Source organism: Hyphomonas sp. J20-32 (assembly GCF_055808555.1).
Window position 1 is genome coordinate 102,959 of the sequence record NZ_CM147873.1, and the last position, 17,081, is coordinate 120,039.

A 17,081-nucleotide genomic window follows, 5' to 3' on the forward strand; every position below is an offset into this window, starting at 1 on the left:
TCTTCCTGTGTTCCTGTTTCAAATTCTTTGATTGTGATCTTATCACCCGGTCGCTTGGGTCGTCGACTGTCTTGACGGCAAACCCTGCCGATTGGCTCGCCAGGCGTCTGGCTGCGTCATACGAATTGCGCTAGGCCGCCGCACATGACCCTGACGAGCGCCCTGATCATTCTTGCAACAGTCCTCGTCACGACAATCATTTCCGGCATTTTCGGCATGGCTGGCGGCATCATCTTCATGGGCGTGCTGGCTGCGCTTGTGCCGGTGGCCACCGCGATGATCATTCACGGATCGATCCAGATGGTGTCCAACGGCTATCGCGCCTATCTCTGGCGCGATCATATCCACTGGCCGATTTTCCGGCGCTATGCGCTCGGCTCGATTGCGGCCGTCGGATTGCTCTTCGCGCTCAGCTGGCGCCCGGACCGCCAGATGGTCTACCTGATGCTCGGCCTGACGACGCTGCTGGTCTGGCTGCCCAAATCGGTGGTCGATCTCGATATCCAGAAACGGTTCCAGGCAGAGGGCGCCGGTTTCGTGGTGCAGGCGCTCAACACGGTGGCTGGCGTGGCCGGGCCGCTGCTGGACCTGTTCTTCGTGCGCACCGACATGACGCGCCAGGCGATCGTCGCCACCAAGGCGGTGACGCAGGTGCTGGCGCATTTCGTGAAGATTATCTTCTGGAGCGCGCCCGTGCTGGCGGCGGCCGGCCTGAAGGCCCTGCCCCCGGCCTGGCTGATCCTTGCGGCGGTGCCCCTGTCGATGCTGGGAACGACGCTGGGCGGCAAGGTGCTGGAGCGGATGACCGACGTGAACTTCAAGCGCGGGATGAAATACCTGGTCACGGCGATCGGCGCGGTCATGCTGGTGAAGGCCGCAGGCTGGCTCTAGCGCGGCGACGCGCGCTCCAAATTCCATCTTCTCTACATTGTCAGAGGGCATTCGGGCTCCCGGCCACGGCCTGTATTCCGGTTCGGAATGGCGCAAACTCGACTATTCGGCAACTTTATTATATGAAGCATTATCATCACTATTCGTGATATTAATGCGAGCCCGCCATGAACCTGCGCAGCATCGACCTCAATCTCCTGCCGGTGCTGGAGGCGATCTATACCGAGCGCAGCCTGACGCGCGCGAGCGAAACCCTGCGCATCACCCAGCCAGCCGTCAGCAACGCCCTTGCCCGCCTGCGCACGCATTTCGAAGACCCCCTGTTCGTGCGCGAGGGGCGCGGCGTGAAACCCACCGCCATGGCCGACGCGCTGATGCCGGCGGTGCGCGATGCGCTCGACCGGCTGCGGGCGGGGCTTGAACCGCGCTCTGTCTTCGAACCGGCGCGCTCGACCCGCGTATTCAATATCTCGGCCCGCGACGCGGGGTCGTTCATGATCGCGCCGGGACTTGCCAAGCGGCTGGAGGCGGCGGCGCCCGGCATCAGGATCGCGTGGAGCCAGGTCCAGCGCGGCGCCATTTCGACCGAACTCGCCTCCGGGCGCCTCGACCTTGCCATTGACGTGCCAGGCCTGCGCGGCGCGGACCTCGAGCGCCTGACGCTGCTGGTCACGCCCTATGCCTGCGTCATGGCACAGGATCATCCGCAGGTCCGCGCCGACCTCACGATGGAACGCTTCGTTGGCCTGCGCCATGTCGTCGTGTCCAGCCGCCGCGAAGGCCGGTCTTATGTCGAGGAGATCGCCCGCGCCGCAGGGCACCGCATCACGCCGGTGATGCGCCTGCCGCATTACATGCCGGCGCTGGAGATCGTGCGGACCACGCAGCTTGCCCTCACTGTGCCCTTGCCCCTGGCAGAGGGGGCGGGGCTTGCCGTGCGGCCGCTGCCGGACATGTTCACCGCGCTCGACAGCGTGCTCTACTGGCGCCGGCAGGATGCCGAAGACCCAGCCCTCGCCTGGCTGCGCGGCCTCATTCAGGAGGCCGCAGCGCAGCTCTGACGCGGCGCAGGATCATTGTTCCGCCGGGTCCAGCCTCACCAGCGCGTCGCCGAGACCGGACGCGTAGGCCGGTCCGCCATCAGGCGAAAGGATCACGCCCGTCAGCCCGCCGGGCAGCGGCGCCGACATGGCCGGGCTCATCAGGTCGAGCCGTGGCTCGCCAGCTTCACCCCGGCGGTGCCATTCTGCGACGATGCGATCGCTTTCGGCGCTCTCGGGATGGAAGACGGAACGGACATCGCCGCTGTCCGGGTCGACACGGAGAATCGCGTTGCCGAGCGGTGACGCGACCCAGACCCGGCCCGTGTCATCCAATTCCACATTGTCCGGCGTCAGCACATTGGCCAGGAGGCGCTTCTCGCCAAGCACGCCGTCCGTGACAGACAGGGGAAAGGCGCTGACGCGGTCTGCCAGCGTTTCGGCCAGGTAGAGGACACCGCGCGTCTCGTCGACGACCACGCCATTGGCGAAGAAGAGGCCGGACGCCTTCAGTTCGGCAACGGGCGGCGTGTCGTCGGATGCAGGCGCGATCCGGAACAGGGCGCCGTCCGCCATCGGCATGTCGATGGCTTCGAACAGGCGTTCTTCCGAGTGCGGCCCGATATTTTCCGTCGATTGCGAGAACCAGATCGCGCCCGTGCTGTCGCGCACGGCGGTGTTGACGCCGAAAGCGTGCTGATAGGCAAGCTGCGTCGTTTCGCTGGCAATATCGGTACGCCAGATGGCGCCAGTGAACACGTCGGCGACGAGAACATGCGTGCCGTCCGGTTCGAGCGCGACACCGTTCGGCCCGGCTGTCTTCGTCGGCGGTTCGTGCACATAACCAACTGCGGCGAAGTCGCCGAACGGCCGCGTCGATCCGTCCGGCGACAGCGCGACAAGGCCGTAGCGCTGGTCGGCGACCAGCAGCGTGCCATCGCCGAGCGCGACACCGTCTTCAGGCCGCACCAGCGAGCGATCGGCTGGAAACAGGCTTGCTTCGTCAAATGCCGTGGCGCTTGCCTCGACAACCGCTTCCGGTGTGCCGGAATCTTCGTCGATTGTTGGCGTGCAGGCGGCGACGCCGAGCGCGGCAACGAACAGGGCGATACGTGGTTTCAATTGTTTTCCCTCCCAAATGTCCCGGAAACTCTTGTGACGAAGCCGGAGCACAGGCCGACATCGACATTCAGGTGGCCAATCGCGGTCCGGTTCCGCTTACGCAAGGCGTCCGGGATGAGCGCAATATCATCCTGTCCCCCGAAATGGCCTGCCGGGAAGCTAATCGGTTTGACCCCGCGTGAATAGCGGCAATCGTGCGAGGGGGCCTAGCGCGCGACCGTCGGCGCGATGGCATCAACAGTCGGTTTGCGCAGGATCTTCTTGTTGCCGGCCAGCGCCTTGCCCGGCAGCGCTTTCAGGCGTTCGGCCTCGGCCATGGCTTCGGCCATCACCTGGTCCGGCGCCACGGCCTTGTCGAGATAGCCGACCGTCACGGCCTCTTCCGGGCTGAACAACGTGCCCATGATCACGGACTCGGTCATGTAGAGCGGGTTCAGCCGCGCCTTGCAAAGCTCCAGCGCGAAGACCGGCAGCACCATGCCGATCTGTGTCTCGTTGGCGCCGATCTTGTAGGGGCCTGTCGCGCCATAGCGCTTGTCGCATCCGAGCAGGATGAAGCAACCCATGGCAATGCCGTGGCCGGTGCACGCGGCGATGACAGGCATCGGGAAGGTAAACAGCCGCAAGGCCAGCGCGCCGCCGCCCTTGACCAGCTTAGTCACGTCCTCCGGCGTCGAGGCGCCCATCAGCTTGAGATCGAACCCGGCGGAGAAGCGCTCTGCCCGGCCGGTGATGATCACGGCCTTGGCCTCCTTCTCGGCCTGGTCCAGCGCCGCATTCAATGAGGCCAGCATGGTCGGGTTGATGGCATTGGCCTTGCCATCATCCATGGTGATGACGGCGATTTCGTTCTCGATCTTGATCGTGGCGCTCATGGCGGTCTCCCTGTTTCAGGCACGATAGACCCCCACTGCCCCAGCGGGAAGCAAGCCTGACGCAGGGGCGGGTTCCAAAACGCCGGCACCGGCGCCGTCAGGACCGGCTATATTCCTCGGTGCGTTCGACCGCGAGGCGGTTGCGAACGGTTTCCGCGTCGTAGCCAAACTCTGCCAGTGCCCGCCCGGCCATCTGCATCCCGGATTCAATTGCATCCGGAATGACGTGGCTCGCGCCCGCCCGGTGCAGTCGCGAAGCGTGCTCATGGTCGCGTGCGCGCACGACAATCGGCACGTCGGGGTGCAGCTTGTGGAAGGATGTCACCATGGCTTCTGCGGCGGCGACATCGTCCACGGTGACGACGAACAGGCGCGCACCATCTGCGCCGGCACTATGCAGGATTTCCGGCCGGGCCGCATCGCCCAGGAACACCCGCCAGCCGTGATTCCGGGCCTTGGCCAGACGCACGGCACTGCGTTCAAGCGCCACGATCTCGGTGTCTTCCTCGTTGAGGATGCGCGCAACCGTCTCTCCCACCCGGCCGAAGCCTGCGATGATCACATGGCCTTTCAGGTCCGAGAAATCCGCGTCCAGATGCGCGGTCGGTTCTTCGCCTTCGAGCCGCGCGGCAGCGAGCCTGCCAAGGCGGCCGAGCACCGGGATCAGCAGCATGGACAGGCCGGCAATCGCGGCGATGTTGCCTGACGTTCCGGCATCCAGCACGCCGGCCGCACCAGCGGCGGCAACCACGACGAAGGCGAACTCTCCCGCCGGCGCCAGCAGGCTGGCGGTTTCAAGAGAGACAAGCCTGTCCCCGGCAAACAGGCGGCAGGCCAGGAACGCGATGAGGAACTTGGCGGCGAGCAAAGCGGCCAGCCCACCGAGGATCAGCCCCGGCTGGGTCACCAGTGACGGAAGATCGAGCGCCATGCCGACGGTCATGAAGAACACGCCCAGCAGGAGCCCCTTGAACGGCTCGAGATCGACTTCCGTCTGATGCTTGAATTCGGTCTCACCGAGCAGGAGACCCGCCAGGAACGCCCCCAGCGCCAGCGACAGGCCCGCCGTGGCGGTGATCGTCGCGGCGCCGACAACCGTCAGCAATGTCAGCGCCATCAGGAAATCCCGTCCGCCCACCTGCGCCGCGAGACGGAACACCGGACGCAGGGCGAAGCGCCCGATCAGCATGATGAACGCGATCGCAATCAGTCCGTTGACCGCCGCCTCGATCAGGACAGCGGAAACACTGGCCCCCTCCGCCATGGCCAGGAAGCCGATGAAGATCAGGATGGGGGCGACGAGTATGTCCTGAAACAGGAGCACGCTCAGCGCCGTGCGCCCGACCTTCCCGGCGGCCCGTTTCTGCTCGACCAGGATCTGCATGACGATCGCGGTCGATGAGAGGGCCAGCGCCAGTCCGCAAATGATCGCCGCTTCGGCCGGAAGGCCCGCCCAGTATACAACCCCCGCAATGGCCGCAGCGCTGAGCATGGACTGGAGCCCGCCTGCCCCGAACACGGCACGCCTCAGCGACCAGAGCTTCTCAAACGAGAATTCGAGGCCGAGCAGGAACAGGAGAAACAAAATGCCCAGTTCGGCAAAGGGCGCGGCCGCTTCGGGATCGGAAATCGAAACATATTCCAGCAGCGGCAGGACGTGCGCCAGCGACCCCAGCGCGAAGGGGCCGAGCGCCACGCCGGCCAGCATGAAGCCGACCACAGATGGCAGACGGAGATAGCGGAACACCGGCACCACAACGCCGGCGGCGAACAGGAAAATCAGCACATCCTTGACAAGGACTTCATATCCATGCCCGGCCATCAGGTCGGGCCCCCGGTTTGCTGGCAATAGGACAGACAGGTCATGACGTTACCCTCGACGCGCCCGGAAGAAATCCTTGAGCAAGGCGCTGGCGGTTTCGCCCGATGCTTCGTCCTGCTCGACGTCCGGGCGCCAATGGCAGGTCGGCTGTTCGAAGAAGCGCGCCCCATGGATCACCGCGCCGCCCTTCGGATCGCAGGCGGCAAACACCAGCTTGCCGATGCGGGCAAGGCTGATCGCCCCGGCGCACATGGCGCAGGGTTCCAGCGTCACGTAGAGGTGCAGATCGGTGAGGCGGTAATTGCCCAGCTTCGCCGCAGCGGCGCGCAGGGCGACGATCTCGGCATGCGCGGTCGGGTCATGGCCCGCAATCGGCTGGTTCGCGCCCTCGGCGACGATCTCGCCCGTCGCCGGGTCGACGATCACCGCGCCGACCGGCACTTCGCCTGCCTCGGTGGCCATTGCCGCGAGTTCAAGGGCGCGGGTCATGGGGGAGAGGGTAATTGTCATCAGCCTGAGATCGCCCTACACGCCGGGAAAGTAAAGAGCAGGTGCTTCCCCCGTGCGGATCATTGCAGGCAAATTCAAGGGTCGCCCCATTGCGGCGCCGAAGGGCCAGTCGACCCGGCCGACCGGTGGCCGCACGCGCGAAGCCGTGTTCAACCTGATCGCCCATGCCGTTTGGGCCCCGCCGCTCGAAGGCGCCCGCGTGATCGACCTGTTCGCCGGGTCCGGCGCGCTCGGCCTTGAGGCGATGTCGCGCGGGGCGGACTTCTGCGTATTCGTGGAAAGCGATGCCGGCGCACGCGGCACGATCCGCGACAATTGCGAAACGCTGGGCCTGTTCGGATCGACGCGCATCCAGCGCCGCTCGGCCACCGACCTTGGCCCAATCCCGGCAGGTGTCGGCGCGCCCTTCACCATCGCCTTCCTCGACCCGCCCTATCACAAGGGGCTTGTCGAACCCGCCCTCGCCCAACTCGCCAGTGGCGGCTGGCTGGCGGATGACGCGATCGCCATTGTCGAGACCGGCGCCGACGAGACGATGGCCTTCACTGGCTGGGAATTGCTCGACACCCGCACCTATGGCGCGGCCAAGGTGAGCTTCCTCAAACAGGCCTAGATGTCGAGGAATTCCTTGCGCATATCGAGGTTCGATTTTGTCGTGCCAATAAGGTGCGCATCCTTCCTCAACCAATTGTCCGCTGCGTCCCGTCCCTGGTCGCGCAGGCCGGTGAGAAAATGCCAGCTCGTGTCCATCTTGGTGCGCAGGTCGAGATCGATCAGGTCCTGCCCACCCCGTATGGCGTGAATGTTCAGGCGACGGTATTTCTTCATCATCGGCTCCTTCAGCATGCCGTCATCGATCAGGTGCTGCACGAAGGCGATGGCGCGCAACTCGCCGACCAGCGAGGCATTGAAGCTGATCTCGTTGATCCGTTCCTGAATCTCGGCCGCCCGTTTCGGCACGCCGGGACGGGCCAGCGGGTTGAGCATCACCAGCAACACGTCGCGCGGCGCGCCGGAATAGATCAGCGGGAACAGGCTGGGATTACCCATATAGCCGCCATCCCAATAGGCGCTGCCATCGATCTCCACGGCCTGGAATGTCTGCGGCAGGCAGGCCGAGGCGAGCACGGCGTCGGCCGTGATCTCGCCGCGCTCGAACACTTTCACGCGCCCCGTTTCCACATTCGTCGCCGACAGGAACAGGAGGATGCCGGACGCGTGCACGGCATCGAAATCAATCACCGATTCGACCGACCGGCGCAGCGGGTTGAGGTTGAACGGATTGAGGTCATACGGGCTGGCAAGGCTTTGCAGGGCGCTGGCATAGGCAAACGCCATGGCGCTGAGCCCGCCATAGGGCGCCATGCTGGAGCCGGATTGCGAGACGCTGCGCCAGATCGCTTCGAGTTTCGCCTTCGCGCCTTCCGGGCCATGCTCGGCCATGCCATCCGCCCAGGCGACGGCATTCATCGCGCCGGCCGACGTGGCCGACATGGCGGCAATCTCGAGGTTCTCTTCCTCGGCCAGCCGGTCGAGCACACCCCACGTATAGGCGCCATGGGCGCCCCCGCCCTGCAGGGCCAGACTGATCTTGCGGCGCGTTTGCTTTGCCATGCCGGACTCCTTGCGATGCGTTCCGGCTATAGCCGAAAGACCGGGCATTGAAGAGCCCGGACGCGCCGCGCGGCCCTTTTGCGCCGGGATGACGTGCTTTTGATCAGGGCCGAGTAGTGATAGGCCCTGAAAACCCTCAATATCGCATGGAATCAATGCACACATGACGACCGGAACTCGCGACGACCATCCTGCCGTTTCCGTGCTGATGGCCAATTACAATAGCGAGCCCTATCTCGCCGCCGCCATCGCCTCCGTGCTGGGCCAGGATTTCACGTCGCTCGAACTGATCCTCGTCGATGACGGGTCGGCGGATGGCAGCGTCGCGCTGGCAGAGCGCATCGCGGCAAGCGACCCGCGCCTGCGCGTGTTCAGCGGCAAGCGGTTCGGCGGGCCGGCGCCGGTCCGGAATTTCGCGCTCGACCAGGCGCGCGGCGACTGGGTCGCGGTGGTCGACAGCGACGACCTGATCCACCCTGAGCGGTTCTCCCGCATGCTGGCCGCCCTTGATGCGTCGGGCGCCGATATCCTGATCGACGATCTCGCGATTTTCGGCGGCGATGGTGCGTCCGGCATCGATACCATGTTCGACGGCACGCTCGCGACAACGCCATCGACGATCAGTGAGCAGACCTATATCCGGTCCAATTTCCTGTTCGGCAAAGGCACCAAGCTCGGCTATGCCAAACCGGTCATCCGGCGCGCCGCGCTGGAGGAAAACGGCATCCGCTACAATGAAACCATGCGCATCGGCGAAGACTATGACCTCATTGTCCGCCTGCTCGGCAAGGGCTGTGTCATGGCCACGCTGCCGGAGACACTTTATTTCTATCGCAAGCATTCGGCCTCGATTTCCCACCGCCTCGACATGACCGCGCTGACTGCCCTGGAGGCCACGGCGGCGACCGCTGCTGCTGCGCCAGGACAATCGCCCGAAACTCGATCGGCCAATTCGGCGCGGCTGAAATCCATCCGCCGGGCCATCGGTTTCGACCGGCTCGTCGGCGCCATCAAGCGCGCGGATATCGCAACGATCCTGTCGCTTCTGGTGCGCCAGCCCGCGGCATTCACGCTGCTCTACCTGCCCGTTGCCGCCCGGCTGCGATCCCTGTTCCCGAAACGGCGCCCGGCCCCGCCGGCGATCATGGCCATGATCGCGGACCTCGACCGGTCATCTGCTGGCACAGCAAAATGACAGCGCGTCAGGACGCGATCATCCGGCGGCCTGTGCCCTCGGTCGGGACGGCCTGCTTTCGCGGGGACGATGTCCTCCTGATCCGGCGCGGCACCAAGCCGCTGGCCGGCGACTGGTCGATCCCGGGCGGGCGGCTGGAATTCGGCGAGCGCACCGCTGACGGGGCCTTGCGCGAACTGCACGAGGAAACCGGGATCACCGCGCGCCTCGTTGGTTTCGTTGACGTGGTCGATGCCATTTTCACCTCGCGCCGGTCCGGCGAGGCGCGCCGGCACTATCTCCTGTTCGACTACGCCGCTGTCTGGAAAGCGGGCGAGCCCGTCGCCGGCGACGATGCCGATCATGCCGAATGGGTCTCGCCTGACCGGCTGGACGGGCTGGGCCTTTGGAGCGAGACACTGCGAATCATTGCGGCTGCCCGCGCCCTTATCGAAGCCGACTCAAGAATCGCTTGACCCGCCCCCGCGTCATCTATGTGTTGTCGCCGAAATCATACCTCAGGAGACGACCATGACCTATGCCCCTTTCAACCTTGCAGGCAAAGTCTGCCTCGTGACCGGCGGAAACAAGGGGATCGGGCTCGGCATGGCCGAGGCGCTGGCCGCTTCGAATGCCGATGTTGCGATCTGGGGCCGCAAGGCCGATGACAACAAGGCAGCCGTCGCCAAGCTCGAGAAACTCGGCACCGGCAAGGTCTTCGCCTGGTCGGTCGACGTTGGCGAAGAAGACCAGGTCGTCAAAGGCATGGCGGATCTCGAAGCGCATTTCGGCCGGATCGATACCTGCATCGCCAATGCAGGGGTTGGGCGCGGCGCAGCCAGTTTCGAGGAAATGACGATCGAGACCTGGCGCTACAATCAGCGGATCAATTCCGAAGGCGCCTTCTTCACGTTGCGCGAAGCGGCCAAGTCCATGGTCAAGCGCGCCAAGGCGGGTGATCCGGGTGGTAGCCTGATCGGCACGGCCTCGCTGGCAGGCATCGAAGGCGCTGGCCGCAACGAGGCCTATGCCCACACCAAAGGCGGCCTGATCGCCATGATGAACGCCATCGCCACGGAATATGGCCGTTACAGGATTCGCGCCAACTCGATCCTGCCAGGCTGGATTGCCACCGACATGACCGACGCAGCGCAGGGCAATGACACGTTCATCTCGAAGGTCATCTCGCGCGTGCCGATTCGGCGCTGGGGCGAACCGGAAGACTTTGGCGGCATCGCTGTCTACCTGGCATCGGATGCCTCATCCTACCATTCCGGCACGACCCTGATCGTCGATGGCGCTTATTCGAAATTCTAGGCCTGTGACACGCGGACAATAAAAAGGGGCCGCTCCTTGCGGAGCGGCCCTCTTCCAGGCGGCTAAAAGCCGGAGCCTGTTAGTGTGGCTGTTCGGTCGTCGCTTCTTCGACAACTTCACCAGCGTCGTCCATTGCGCCTTCAACGGCAGCAGCTGCATCTTCGACAGCGCCTTCAGCAGCATCAACCATGTCGCCAGCAGCGTCGGTCGTTGCTTCAGCAGCAGCGTCGACAGCTTCACCAGCAGTGTCCATGGCTTCGCCGGTTGCTTCAGCAGCAGCGTCAACCGCTTCGCCAGCAGCTTCGACAGCTGCGTCGGCGGCTGGGTGAGCTTCTTCTTTCGGGCTGCAAGCGGCGAGAGCCAGCGCGGCAGCGCCGATGATCATGATGTTCTTCATTCTAATACCCCTGTTGTTGGTCAGATGACCGGGAAGGCCCATAGCACTTCTCGGCCATTACTAAAAGTTCATTTTTCAGGCAGCCGTGTTGGTTCCGACCGTTAATCTTCTATATTGGAAAAAGCCCCCTCCCGGTAGGGAGAGGGCGAAATCCGATTTTACCGGTTCTTACTCACCGTGCTCTTCGGTAGCTTCTGCCTCGTCTTCATGGTCAGCGTCGGCATGAGCTTCGTCAGCTGCATGCTCTTCTGTTGCATGCTCTTCTGCGACTGCGTGGTCAGCGTCAGCAGCAGCTTCAACAGCCGCTTCTGGAGCAGCAGCGTGCTCTTCTTCTGTTGGTCCCATTGCCATGGCACCGCCAGCGAAAAGGGCTGCGATGGCAGCGCTTGCAAAAAGTTTCGTCATAGGAGCTTCCCCTCGTTTTAACTCATAACACCGAGTGGACAATTCCCTCGGCTTGACTGGTTATCTGACGACAGATCACGGCGGGAATGGGGCAAACCTTGGTCGAATGTGTCAAAATGGTCATGAGTCTGTCCCTATTGCGTTGACGCTAGGACCGGCAGCTAGGTTCCAAATCCTGATTTCATTACAGAAAGGATGCCTTCCAATGGCCCTGAAAACCGCACTGACCGAACTGCTAAAAGTCGAACACCCCATCATGCTGGCAGGCATGGGCGGCGTCTCCTATGCCGAGGTCTGTGCGGCCATGTGCAATGCGGGCGGATACGGCGTGCTCGGCATGGCAGGCACGGGACCGGATTTCATTGCGGGCCAGATGAAACGCGTGCGTGAACTGACCGACAAGCCGTTCGGTGTCGACCTGCTCGCAGCCAGCCCCGAAAGCCTCGAAGAATCAGTCGATGTGATCATCAAGGGCGGCGCCAATTCGTTTGTCGCCGGTCTCGGCGTGCCGATGCCGATCATGAAACGGCTCAAGGACGCCGGCGTGAAGGTGATGGTTGTCGGCGGCGCCGTGAAACACGCCATCAAGGCCGAACAGGCCGGCTGCGACGCGGTGATTCTCCAGGGCGGCGAAGGCGGCGGCCATACCGGGCTCGTCGGCACGATGCCGCTCGTCGCGCAGGCCGTCGAAGCGGTAAAAATCCCGGTCATTGCAGCTGGCGGCATCTATGACGGGCGCGGTCTCGCAGCCGCCCTCGCCCTTGGCGCCTGCGGTGTCTGGATGGGCACGCGCTTCATCGCATCGGACGAGGCCCACGCCGCCAACATGTACAAGCAGGCCGTTGTCGGCGCCGGCGACACGGACACGACCCGCAGCCGTTGCTATTCAGGCAAGCCCATGCGCTGCCGCACGAATGAATACATCAACGACTGGGAAAGCCGCCCCGGCGACATCCAGCCTTTCCCGCAACAAGCCATCCATTCGACGCGCACCGGCGTCATCGGCGGCATTGGCGGCATCGTGGACGAGGCGAAACTCAATCCGGACACATCATGCTTCGCCATGGGCCAGTCGGCAGGCGGCGTGCACGAAGTGAAGCCGGTGGCTGCCATCGTCGCCGATATCATGCGCGACGCCGAAGCGGCAATCGACCGGATGGCTGGCTTGAAATCAAAAGCGTCCGCCTGACCCCAGGCGTCATTCATCAGGCGGTTTCGAATTCCGATTTGTCGATGAGATGCCTGAGCGGTTCGCCGTTCAGGTATCGCGCAAGATTCGCGAGGAATGTATCGTCAGCGCCGGTGATCGTGCCGGGCGTCTGCGAGCTGTCATGCGGGGTGATCGTGATGCCGGGATGCGCCCACAGCGGACTATCGTCAGGCAGGGGTTCAACCATTGTCACGTCAAGCGCCGCATGACCCGGCCGCCCCTTGTCCAGCGCAGCCATCAGGGCCAATTCGTCGACCAGCGCGCCACGGCCGAGATTCATGAACAGCGCGTCCGGCTTCATCGCAGCGAAGAAGCCTGCATTGGCCATGCCTTCGGTCTCCGGTGTGTGCGGCGCGCAAAGCAGCACGACATCGGCGTCAGGCAGTTCGGCCATCAGCGCTTTCGGCGGCACGATCCGGTCGGCGCCTTCGGCCGGCCCCTGAGAGCGGCGCACGCCGGTCACTTGACCGCCCAGCGCCATGACGCGCCGACCGGTCGACGCGCCGATGGAACCGAATCCGACAATCAGCCATTTGGAGCCGCGAATTTCACGCGTATCCAGCCGTTTCCACGTCTTCGCGGCCTGTAGCGCGCGGTGCGCGGCACCTTGCTTGAAATAGTCGAGCGCCTGCCACACGGCCCACTCGCCCATCGCTTCCGACTGGGTATGATTTGAGGTGAACACCCGCGCGGCCTTGCCGATCATCACGAAGGCGGGGTTCTCGATGCCGGCCGCGGCTGACTGGAACCAGTCGAGACGGTTGCTACCGGCAACCGCAAGGATGAAATTCCGCACACACGGCCCGAAAAACGCATCCGCATTGCCAAAGGCGATCTCGGGTTTCGGCTCTGCCACAACCTCGCCATTCGATGCCTTGGAGAAGACACCCTTATCGTCCATGACGATGATATTGAGTTTATCTTCAAGGCCCTTGAGCCTCGGGGCGATGCGCGCGAAGGTCTTCGCATGAACAAGACAGTCTTTCATGGCGCCCTGCTTAGCGTGCTCGTGCTCGCCGGGGCAAGCGTGGCGTCGGCGCAATCGGGTATTCCCCTGCGCGGGCCGGACTATTTTCGCGATGCATCCGAGCTTGCGGCCACGCTCGGCTCGGCCCACGCCATCCGCGTGCGCTGCAATGGCCGGGAAGACCAGTACTGGCGCCGCTACATGGCCGACATGCTGCGCTACGAAGCCCCCGAACGGGGCAATCTTCGCTCCTCCCTCGTCGAGGGGTTCAACAATGCCTATACCCGCACCAGCGCGCAGTACCTGAACTGTGACAACCGCGCCATCGAGGCCGAGGCGCGCTTTGCCCGCGACGGGCAGGAGATCGCCGGCCGCATGGCCACACATTATTTCCCCAAGGATACCCGCAAGCGAGGACCGAACCGATGATCAAGATCCTGATGGCAGGCGCTGCCGCGTTGCTGGCCACATCCTGCACAGCGCTGACCCCTGCCCCGCTCGATGACGCGCCCGCGCCGTTTGACGCGGCGACCGCAACCGGGCCCGGCGACCGCATGCCGTCTGGCCGCGCCCATGGCGTGCGCTCGGCCGTCGTCGCACCCCACGCGGCAGCGGCCACGGCCCACCCGCTGGCGACGCAGACCGCGCTCGACGTGATGAAGGCCGGCGGGAATGCCATGGACGCCGCGATTGCCGCGAACGCCATGCTTGGCCTTGTCGAACCGACCGGCAACGGCATCGGCGGCGACCTGTTCGCCATTGTCTGGGACCCGCAAACCAAGCAGCTCTACGGCTACAACGGCTCCGGCCGCTCCGCCATGGGCGCCACGCTGGCCGACGTTCAGGCCAAGGCCGACGCCTATATGGAAGGCAAGGAAATTCCGCCCTTCGGCACTGCGCCCGTCACCGTGCCCGGCACGGTCGATGCCTGGTACGCCCTGCACGAAAAGTTCGGCAACCGCCCGATGCTGGCCAATCTCGAGCCGGCCATCCGCTACGCCCGCGAGGGCGCGCCCATCGCAGAGGTGATTGCGTATTACTGGAGCTTTGGCCCGAAGCGTTTCGAGCCCGCGCACGAAAGCGGCATGCTGGAAGAATACGCCAATGCGAAGAAAACCTATTTCTCGCCCATGCCGCTTGAGGGCAGCCTGTTCCGCAACCCGGACCTTGCCAACACGCTGGAGCGGATCGGCCAGAAGGGACGCGACGAATATTACAAGGGCGAGACCGCCAGGACGATCGATGCCTATTTCAAGCGCATCGGCGGCGCGCTGCGCTATGAGGATTTCGCCGCGCATACGGGCGAATTCGTCGAACCCGTCTGCGTCACCTATCGCGGCGACTACAAGGTCTGCGAATTGCCGCCGAACACGCAAGGCATCGCCGCGCTGCAGATGCTGCAGATGCTGGAGAGGTTCGACCTGCGCAGCATGGGCTTCGGCTCGGCTGATTCGATCATGGCCCAGGTCGAAGCCAAGCGCCTCGCCTTCGCCGACCGGGCCCGCTATTTTGCCGATCCGAAATTCTCCCGCATCGACGAACAGGCCTTCGTCAAACCGAACCGGACGGCCCGTCAGGCGGCCCGAATCAACATCAACAAGGCGATGGACACCGTGCCCGTCGTCCCGTTCGGAGACGTCGAAGCCTCGCTCACGCCCGCCGAAGCGGCCGCAGCCGACGCCAAGTTGAAAGACGGCGACACGACCTATCTCACCGTCACCGATTCTGACGGCATGATGGTCTCGCTGATCCAGTCGAACTATCGCGGCATGGGCTCGGGGCTCGTCGCCGACGGGCTCGGCTTCATGTTCCAGGACCGGGGCCAGCTGTTCAGCCTCGACCCGGCCCACCCGAACGTCTTCGCCCCCGGCAAGCGCCCGTTCCACACGATCATCCCGGCCTTCGCCTTCAAGAAGGACATGCCGGGTTGCCAGGTTCGCGCGGTGCCGATCGAGCAGGCCTGCCCGTTCGAGCCATGGCTCAGCTTCGGCCTGATGGGCGGCGGCATGCAGCCGCAGGGCCATGTGCAGGTGATCCTCAACCTCGTCGACTTTGACATGGGACTGCAGGAGGCCGGCGACGCGGCGCGCTGGGAACATGTCGGCGGCTGCGAACCGACCAACACGCTGGACGGCGACCCGTGCGAATCCGACAAGGGCACCGTCCACCTCGAAAGCGGCATCCCGCCCGCCACCCGCGCCGAACTGAAGCGCCGGGGCCACACGGTCGAATGCTGCTCTGCCAATGCCGGCGGCTACCAGGCCATCATGCGCGACTTCAATACAGGCGCCTGGATCGCCGCCACTGAAATGCGCAAGGACGGCGTCGCGGATGGCTACTAAGGCGGCACTGCCACCCCCCGAAGCCCCCCGCGACTGCGCCCTCTGCCCCCGCCTCGTGACCTATCGCGAGACGGTCGCCGCCCGCGAACCGGACTGGTTCAACGGTGCGGTGCCGAGTTTTGGCAGTGAAACGGCGCGTCTTCTCGTTGTCGGGCTCGCCCCCGGCGTGACCGGGGCCAACCGCACGGGGCGCCCCTTCACCGGCGACTGGGCGGGCGACCTTCTCTACGCAACTTTGGAAAAATTTGGTTTTTCATCAGGGACTTACGCAGCCGACCCAGACGACGGCCTGACGCTCGAAGGCGCCATGATTACCAATGCGGTACGCTGCGTACCGCCTGAGAACAAGCCGGTCGGCGCCGAAATCAATGCCTGCCGGCCCTTCCTCCAGTCACGCATCGCGGCCCTGCCCGATCTCAAGGTCCTGCTGTGTTTGGGAAAAATTAGCCACGACTCGACCGTGCGCACCCTGGGCCTGAAACTCAGCGCCCATCCCTTCGGCCACACCACGCGCTATGACGTCAGCTTCGAGAGCCGCCCCCTCACCCTGCTATCGAGCTATCATTGCAGCCGCTACAACACGAATACGGGGCGTCTGACGGCGGAGATGTTCGAGGATGTGTTTGAAGTGGCGAAGCAGATTGTGGGCTAGGACGTCTTGGACAACGCGTCGAAGAGACAGAACAACACGATTGCAGGCGCCATCAAGTACGGAAGGGCGCGGTGCCATCCTTCAATACGCAACCCAGAAAACGCTTCGGCAAATTTATCAGGAATATACGTTGCTGCCCACGCAGCCAGGATCATTAATGCCCCAAAGATAAACAAGAAATGGCTCGGAAACTGCCAGAACATCAGCACGACGGGCACTACGGCGCAGGCGGCGAAATAGGATGCCCTGACAAAGTGCATCACCCCTCTTTCATGATCCGGGCCTTCTGGCGTTGCCAATCGCGCTTGGCCTCGACCTCGCGCTTGTCATGGCTCTTGCGGCCGGTGGCGACGCCGAGCAGGAGTTTCGCAATGCCGCGGTCGTTGAAATAGAGTTTCAGCGGCACGATCGTGCGGCCGGCCCGGTCCACTTCCTGTGACAGTTTCGCCAGTTCCCGCTTCGACACGAGCAGCTTCCGCTTGCGCTTCGGTTCGTGGTTGAACCGGTTGGCGGCGTTGTAGATCGGGATGTCGCAATTGATCAGGTAGAGACCGCCATCCTCGACGCTGGCATAACTCTCGGCGATGTTGGCCTTGCCCTGGCGCAGGGATTTGACCTCGGAGCCAACCAGCATGATGCCGGCCTCCAGCGTGTCTTCCACGGCGTATTCACGCCGGGAACGCCGGTTCTCTGCAACGAGGCCATCGCCCCTGCCCTTGGTCTGCTGTGTCTTTGACATGGGG

General features: G+C 64.1%; 20 protein-coding genes. 10 read left to right on the forward strand and 10 right to left on the reverse strand.

What is annotated here, in order from left to right; all coding sequences use genetic code 11:
* The first annotated feature begins 144 nt into the window (after window positions 1-144).
* Window positions 145-891, forward strand: a complete 747-nt coding sequence (locus tag AC0L7I_RS00455; RefSeq protein ID WP_473397562.1) for a TSUP family transporter — start codon at window positions 145-147, stop codon at window positions 889-891.
* Window positions 892-1,058: 167 nt separating this feature from the next.
* Window positions 1,059-1,952 carry a LysR family transcriptional regulator gene (locus AC0L7I_RS00460; protein ID WP_473397563.1) on the forward strand — a complete coding sequence of 298 codons (894 nt, stop codon included), beginning with the start codon at window positions 1,059-1,061 and terminating at the stop codon, window positions 1,950-1,952.
* 12 nt (window positions 1,953-1,964) lie between these two features.
* Here AC0L7I_RS00460 and AC0L7I_RS00465 read toward each other — a convergent pair whose 3' ends face one another.
* The 4 genes from AC0L7I_RS00465 to AC0L7I_RS00480 all read right to left on the reverse strand — a co-directional run bounded on the left by AC0L7I_RS00465 (window position 1,965) and on the right by AC0L7I_RS00480 (window position 6,239).
* Window positions 1,965-3,053: an SMP-30/gluconolactonase/LRE family protein gene (locus tag AC0L7I_RS00465; RefSeq protein WP_473397564.1), complete on the reverse strand. Its 1,089-nt coding sequence runs from the start codon at window positions 3,051-3,053 to the stop codon at window positions 1,965-1,967.
* 206 nt (window positions 3,054-3,259) lie between these two features.
* On the reverse strand, window positions 3,260-3,928 hold the full coding sequence (locus tag AC0L7I_RS00470; protein ID WP_473397565.1) for a crotonase/enoyl-CoA hydratase family protein: 669 nt from the start codon (window positions 3,926-3,928) through the stop codon (window positions 3,260-3,262).
* Between the two features lie 97 nt (window positions 3,929-4,025).
* Window positions 4,026-5,750 (reverse strand): cation:proton antiporter domain-containing protein, encoded by a 1,725-nt coding sequence (locus AC0L7I_RS00475; RefSeq protein WP_473397566.1) that lies wholly within the window; start codon window positions 5,748-5,750, stop codon window positions 4,026-4,028.
* Window positions 5,751-5,798: 48 nt separating this feature from the next.
* Window positions 5,799-6,239, reverse strand: a complete 441-nt coding sequence (locus tag AC0L7I_RS00480) for a nucleoside deaminase (RefSeq protein WP_473397567.1) — start codon at window positions 6,237-6,239, stop codon at window positions 5,799-5,801.
* Window positions 6,240-6,312: 73 nt separating this feature from the next.
* On the opposite strand from AC0L7I_RS00480, the gene rsmD reads away from it, so the two are divergent.
* Window positions 6,313-6,873, forward strand: coding sequence for a 16S rRNA (guanine(966)-N(2))-methyltransferase RsmD (gene rsmD / locus AC0L7I_RS00485; RefSeq protein ID WP_473397568.1), 561 nt, complete (start codon window positions 6,313-6,315; stop codon window positions 6,871-6,873).
* Here rsmD and AC0L7I_RS00490 read toward each other — a convergent pair.
* Window positions 6,870-7,874: a patatin-like phospholipase family protein gene (locus AC0L7I_RS00490; protein ID WP_473397569.1), complete on the reverse strand. Its 1,005-nt coding sequence runs from the start codon at window positions 7,872-7,874 to the stop codon at window positions 6,870-6,872. The genes rsmD and AC0L7I_RS00490 overlap by 4 nt on opposite strands.
* 163 nt (window positions 7,875-8,037) lie before the next feature.
* On the opposite strand from AC0L7I_RS00490, the gene AC0L7I_RS00495 reads away from it, so the two are divergent.
* Genes AC0L7I_RS00495 through AC0L7I_RS00505 form a run of 3 tightly spaced genes read left to right on the forward strand, consistent with a single transcriptional unit; the run spans window position 8,038 to window position 10,365 of the window.
* Window positions 8,038-9,069, forward strand: a complete 1,032-nt coding sequence (locus AC0L7I_RS00495) for a glycosyltransferase family 2 protein (RefSeq protein ID WP_473397570.1) — start codon at window positions 8,038-8,040, stop codon at window positions 9,067-9,069.
* Complete coding sequence (locus AC0L7I_RS00500) at window positions 9,066-9,524, forward strand: NUDIX hydrolase (protein ID WP_473397571.1); 459 nt, start codon at window positions 9,066-9,068, stop codon at window positions 9,522-9,524. Before AC0L7I_RS00495 ends, AC0L7I_RS00500 begins: the two co-directional genes overlap by 4 nt.
* 55 nt (window positions 9,525-9,579) lie before the next feature.
* Window positions 9,580-10,365, forward strand: a complete 786-nt coding sequence (locus AC0L7I_RS00505) for an SDR family NAD(P)-dependent oxidoreductase (RefSeq protein ID WP_473397572.1) — start codon at window positions 9,580-9,582, stop codon at window positions 10,363-10,365.
* 79 nt (window positions 10,366-10,444) lie between these two features.
* Here AC0L7I_RS00505 and AC0L7I_RS00510 read toward each other — a convergent pair whose 3' ends face one another.
* Together AC0L7I_RS00510 and AC0L7I_RS00515 are read right to left on the reverse strand one after the other, a co-directional pair.
* On the reverse strand, window positions 10,445-10,762 hold the full coding sequence (locus AC0L7I_RS00510; RefSeq protein WP_473397573.1) for a hypothetical protein: 318 nt from the start codon (window positions 10,760-10,762) through the stop codon (window positions 10,445-10,447).
* Window positions 10,763-10,930: 168 nt separating this feature from the next.
* Complete coding sequence (locus AC0L7I_RS00515; protein WP_473397574.1) at window positions 10,931-11,167, reverse strand: hypothetical protein; 237 nt, start codon at window positions 11,165-11,167, stop codon at window positions 10,931-10,933.
* Between the two features lie 205 nt (window positions 11,168-11,372).
* Here AC0L7I_RS00515 and AC0L7I_RS00520 point away from each other — a divergent pair, with 205 nt between their 5' ends.
* Window positions 11,373-12,356 (forward strand): NAD(P)H-dependent flavin oxidoreductase, encoded by a 984-nt coding sequence (locus AC0L7I_RS00520; RefSeq protein ID WP_473397575.1) that lies wholly within the window; start codon window positions 11,373-11,375, stop codon window positions 12,354-12,356.
* A gap of 16 nt (window positions 12,357-12,372) precedes the next feature.
* On the opposite strand, the gene AC0L7I_RS00525 is transcribed toward AC0L7I_RS00520, so the two are convergent.
* Entirely contained in the window at window positions 12,373-13,365 is a 993-nt protein-coding gene (locus AC0L7I_RS00525; RefSeq protein WP_473397576.1) for a D-2-hydroxyacid dehydrogenase, read from the reverse strand.
* On the opposite strand from AC0L7I_RS00525, the gene AC0L7I_RS00530 reads away from it, so the two are divergent.
* From AC0L7I_RS00530 to AC0L7I_RS00540, 3 genes are read left to right on the forward strand one after another with little or no spacing between them, the layout of a single operon-like run.
* Window positions 13,345-13,773 (forward strand): TIGR02301 family protein, encoded by a 429-nt coding sequence (locus AC0L7I_RS00530; protein WP_473397577.1) that lies wholly within the window; start codon window positions 13,345-13,347, stop codon window positions 13,771-13,773. The two genes, AC0L7I_RS00525 and AC0L7I_RS00530, sit on opposite strands and share 21 nt — an antisense overlap.
* A complete protein-coding gene (locus tag AC0L7I_RS00535) occupies window positions 13,770-15,686 on the forward strand; it encodes a gamma-glutamyltransferase family protein (protein ID WP_473397578.1) in 1,917 nt (638 codons plus the stop codon). Before AC0L7I_RS00530 ends, AC0L7I_RS00535 begins: the two co-directional genes overlap by 4 nt.
* On the forward strand, window positions 15,676-16,338 hold the full coding sequence (locus tag AC0L7I_RS00540; protein ID WP_473397579.1) for a uracil-DNA glycosylase: 663 nt from the start codon (window positions 15,676-15,678) through the stop codon (window positions 16,336-16,338). Before AC0L7I_RS00535 ends, AC0L7I_RS00540 begins: the two co-directional genes overlap by 11 nt.
* Here the strand turns inward: AC0L7I_RS00540 and AC0L7I_RS00545 are convergent.
* Together AC0L7I_RS00545 and smpB are read right to left on the reverse strand one after the other, a co-directional pair.
* Entirely contained in the window at window positions 16,335-16,601 is a 267-nt protein-coding gene (locus AC0L7I_RS00545) for a hypothetical protein (protein WP_473397580.1), read from the reverse strand. The genes AC0L7I_RS00540 and AC0L7I_RS00545 overlap by 4 nt on opposite strands.
* Window positions 16,598-17,077, reverse strand: a complete 480-nt coding sequence (gene smpB, locus AC0L7I_RS00550) for an SsrA-binding protein SmpB (RefSeq protein ID WP_473397581.1) — start codon at window positions 17,075-17,077, stop codon at window positions 16,598-16,600. The genes AC0L7I_RS00545 and smpB overlap by 4 nt, the downstream gene beginning before the upstream one ends.
* Between the last annotated feature and the right edge of the window lie 4 nt (window positions 17,078-17,081).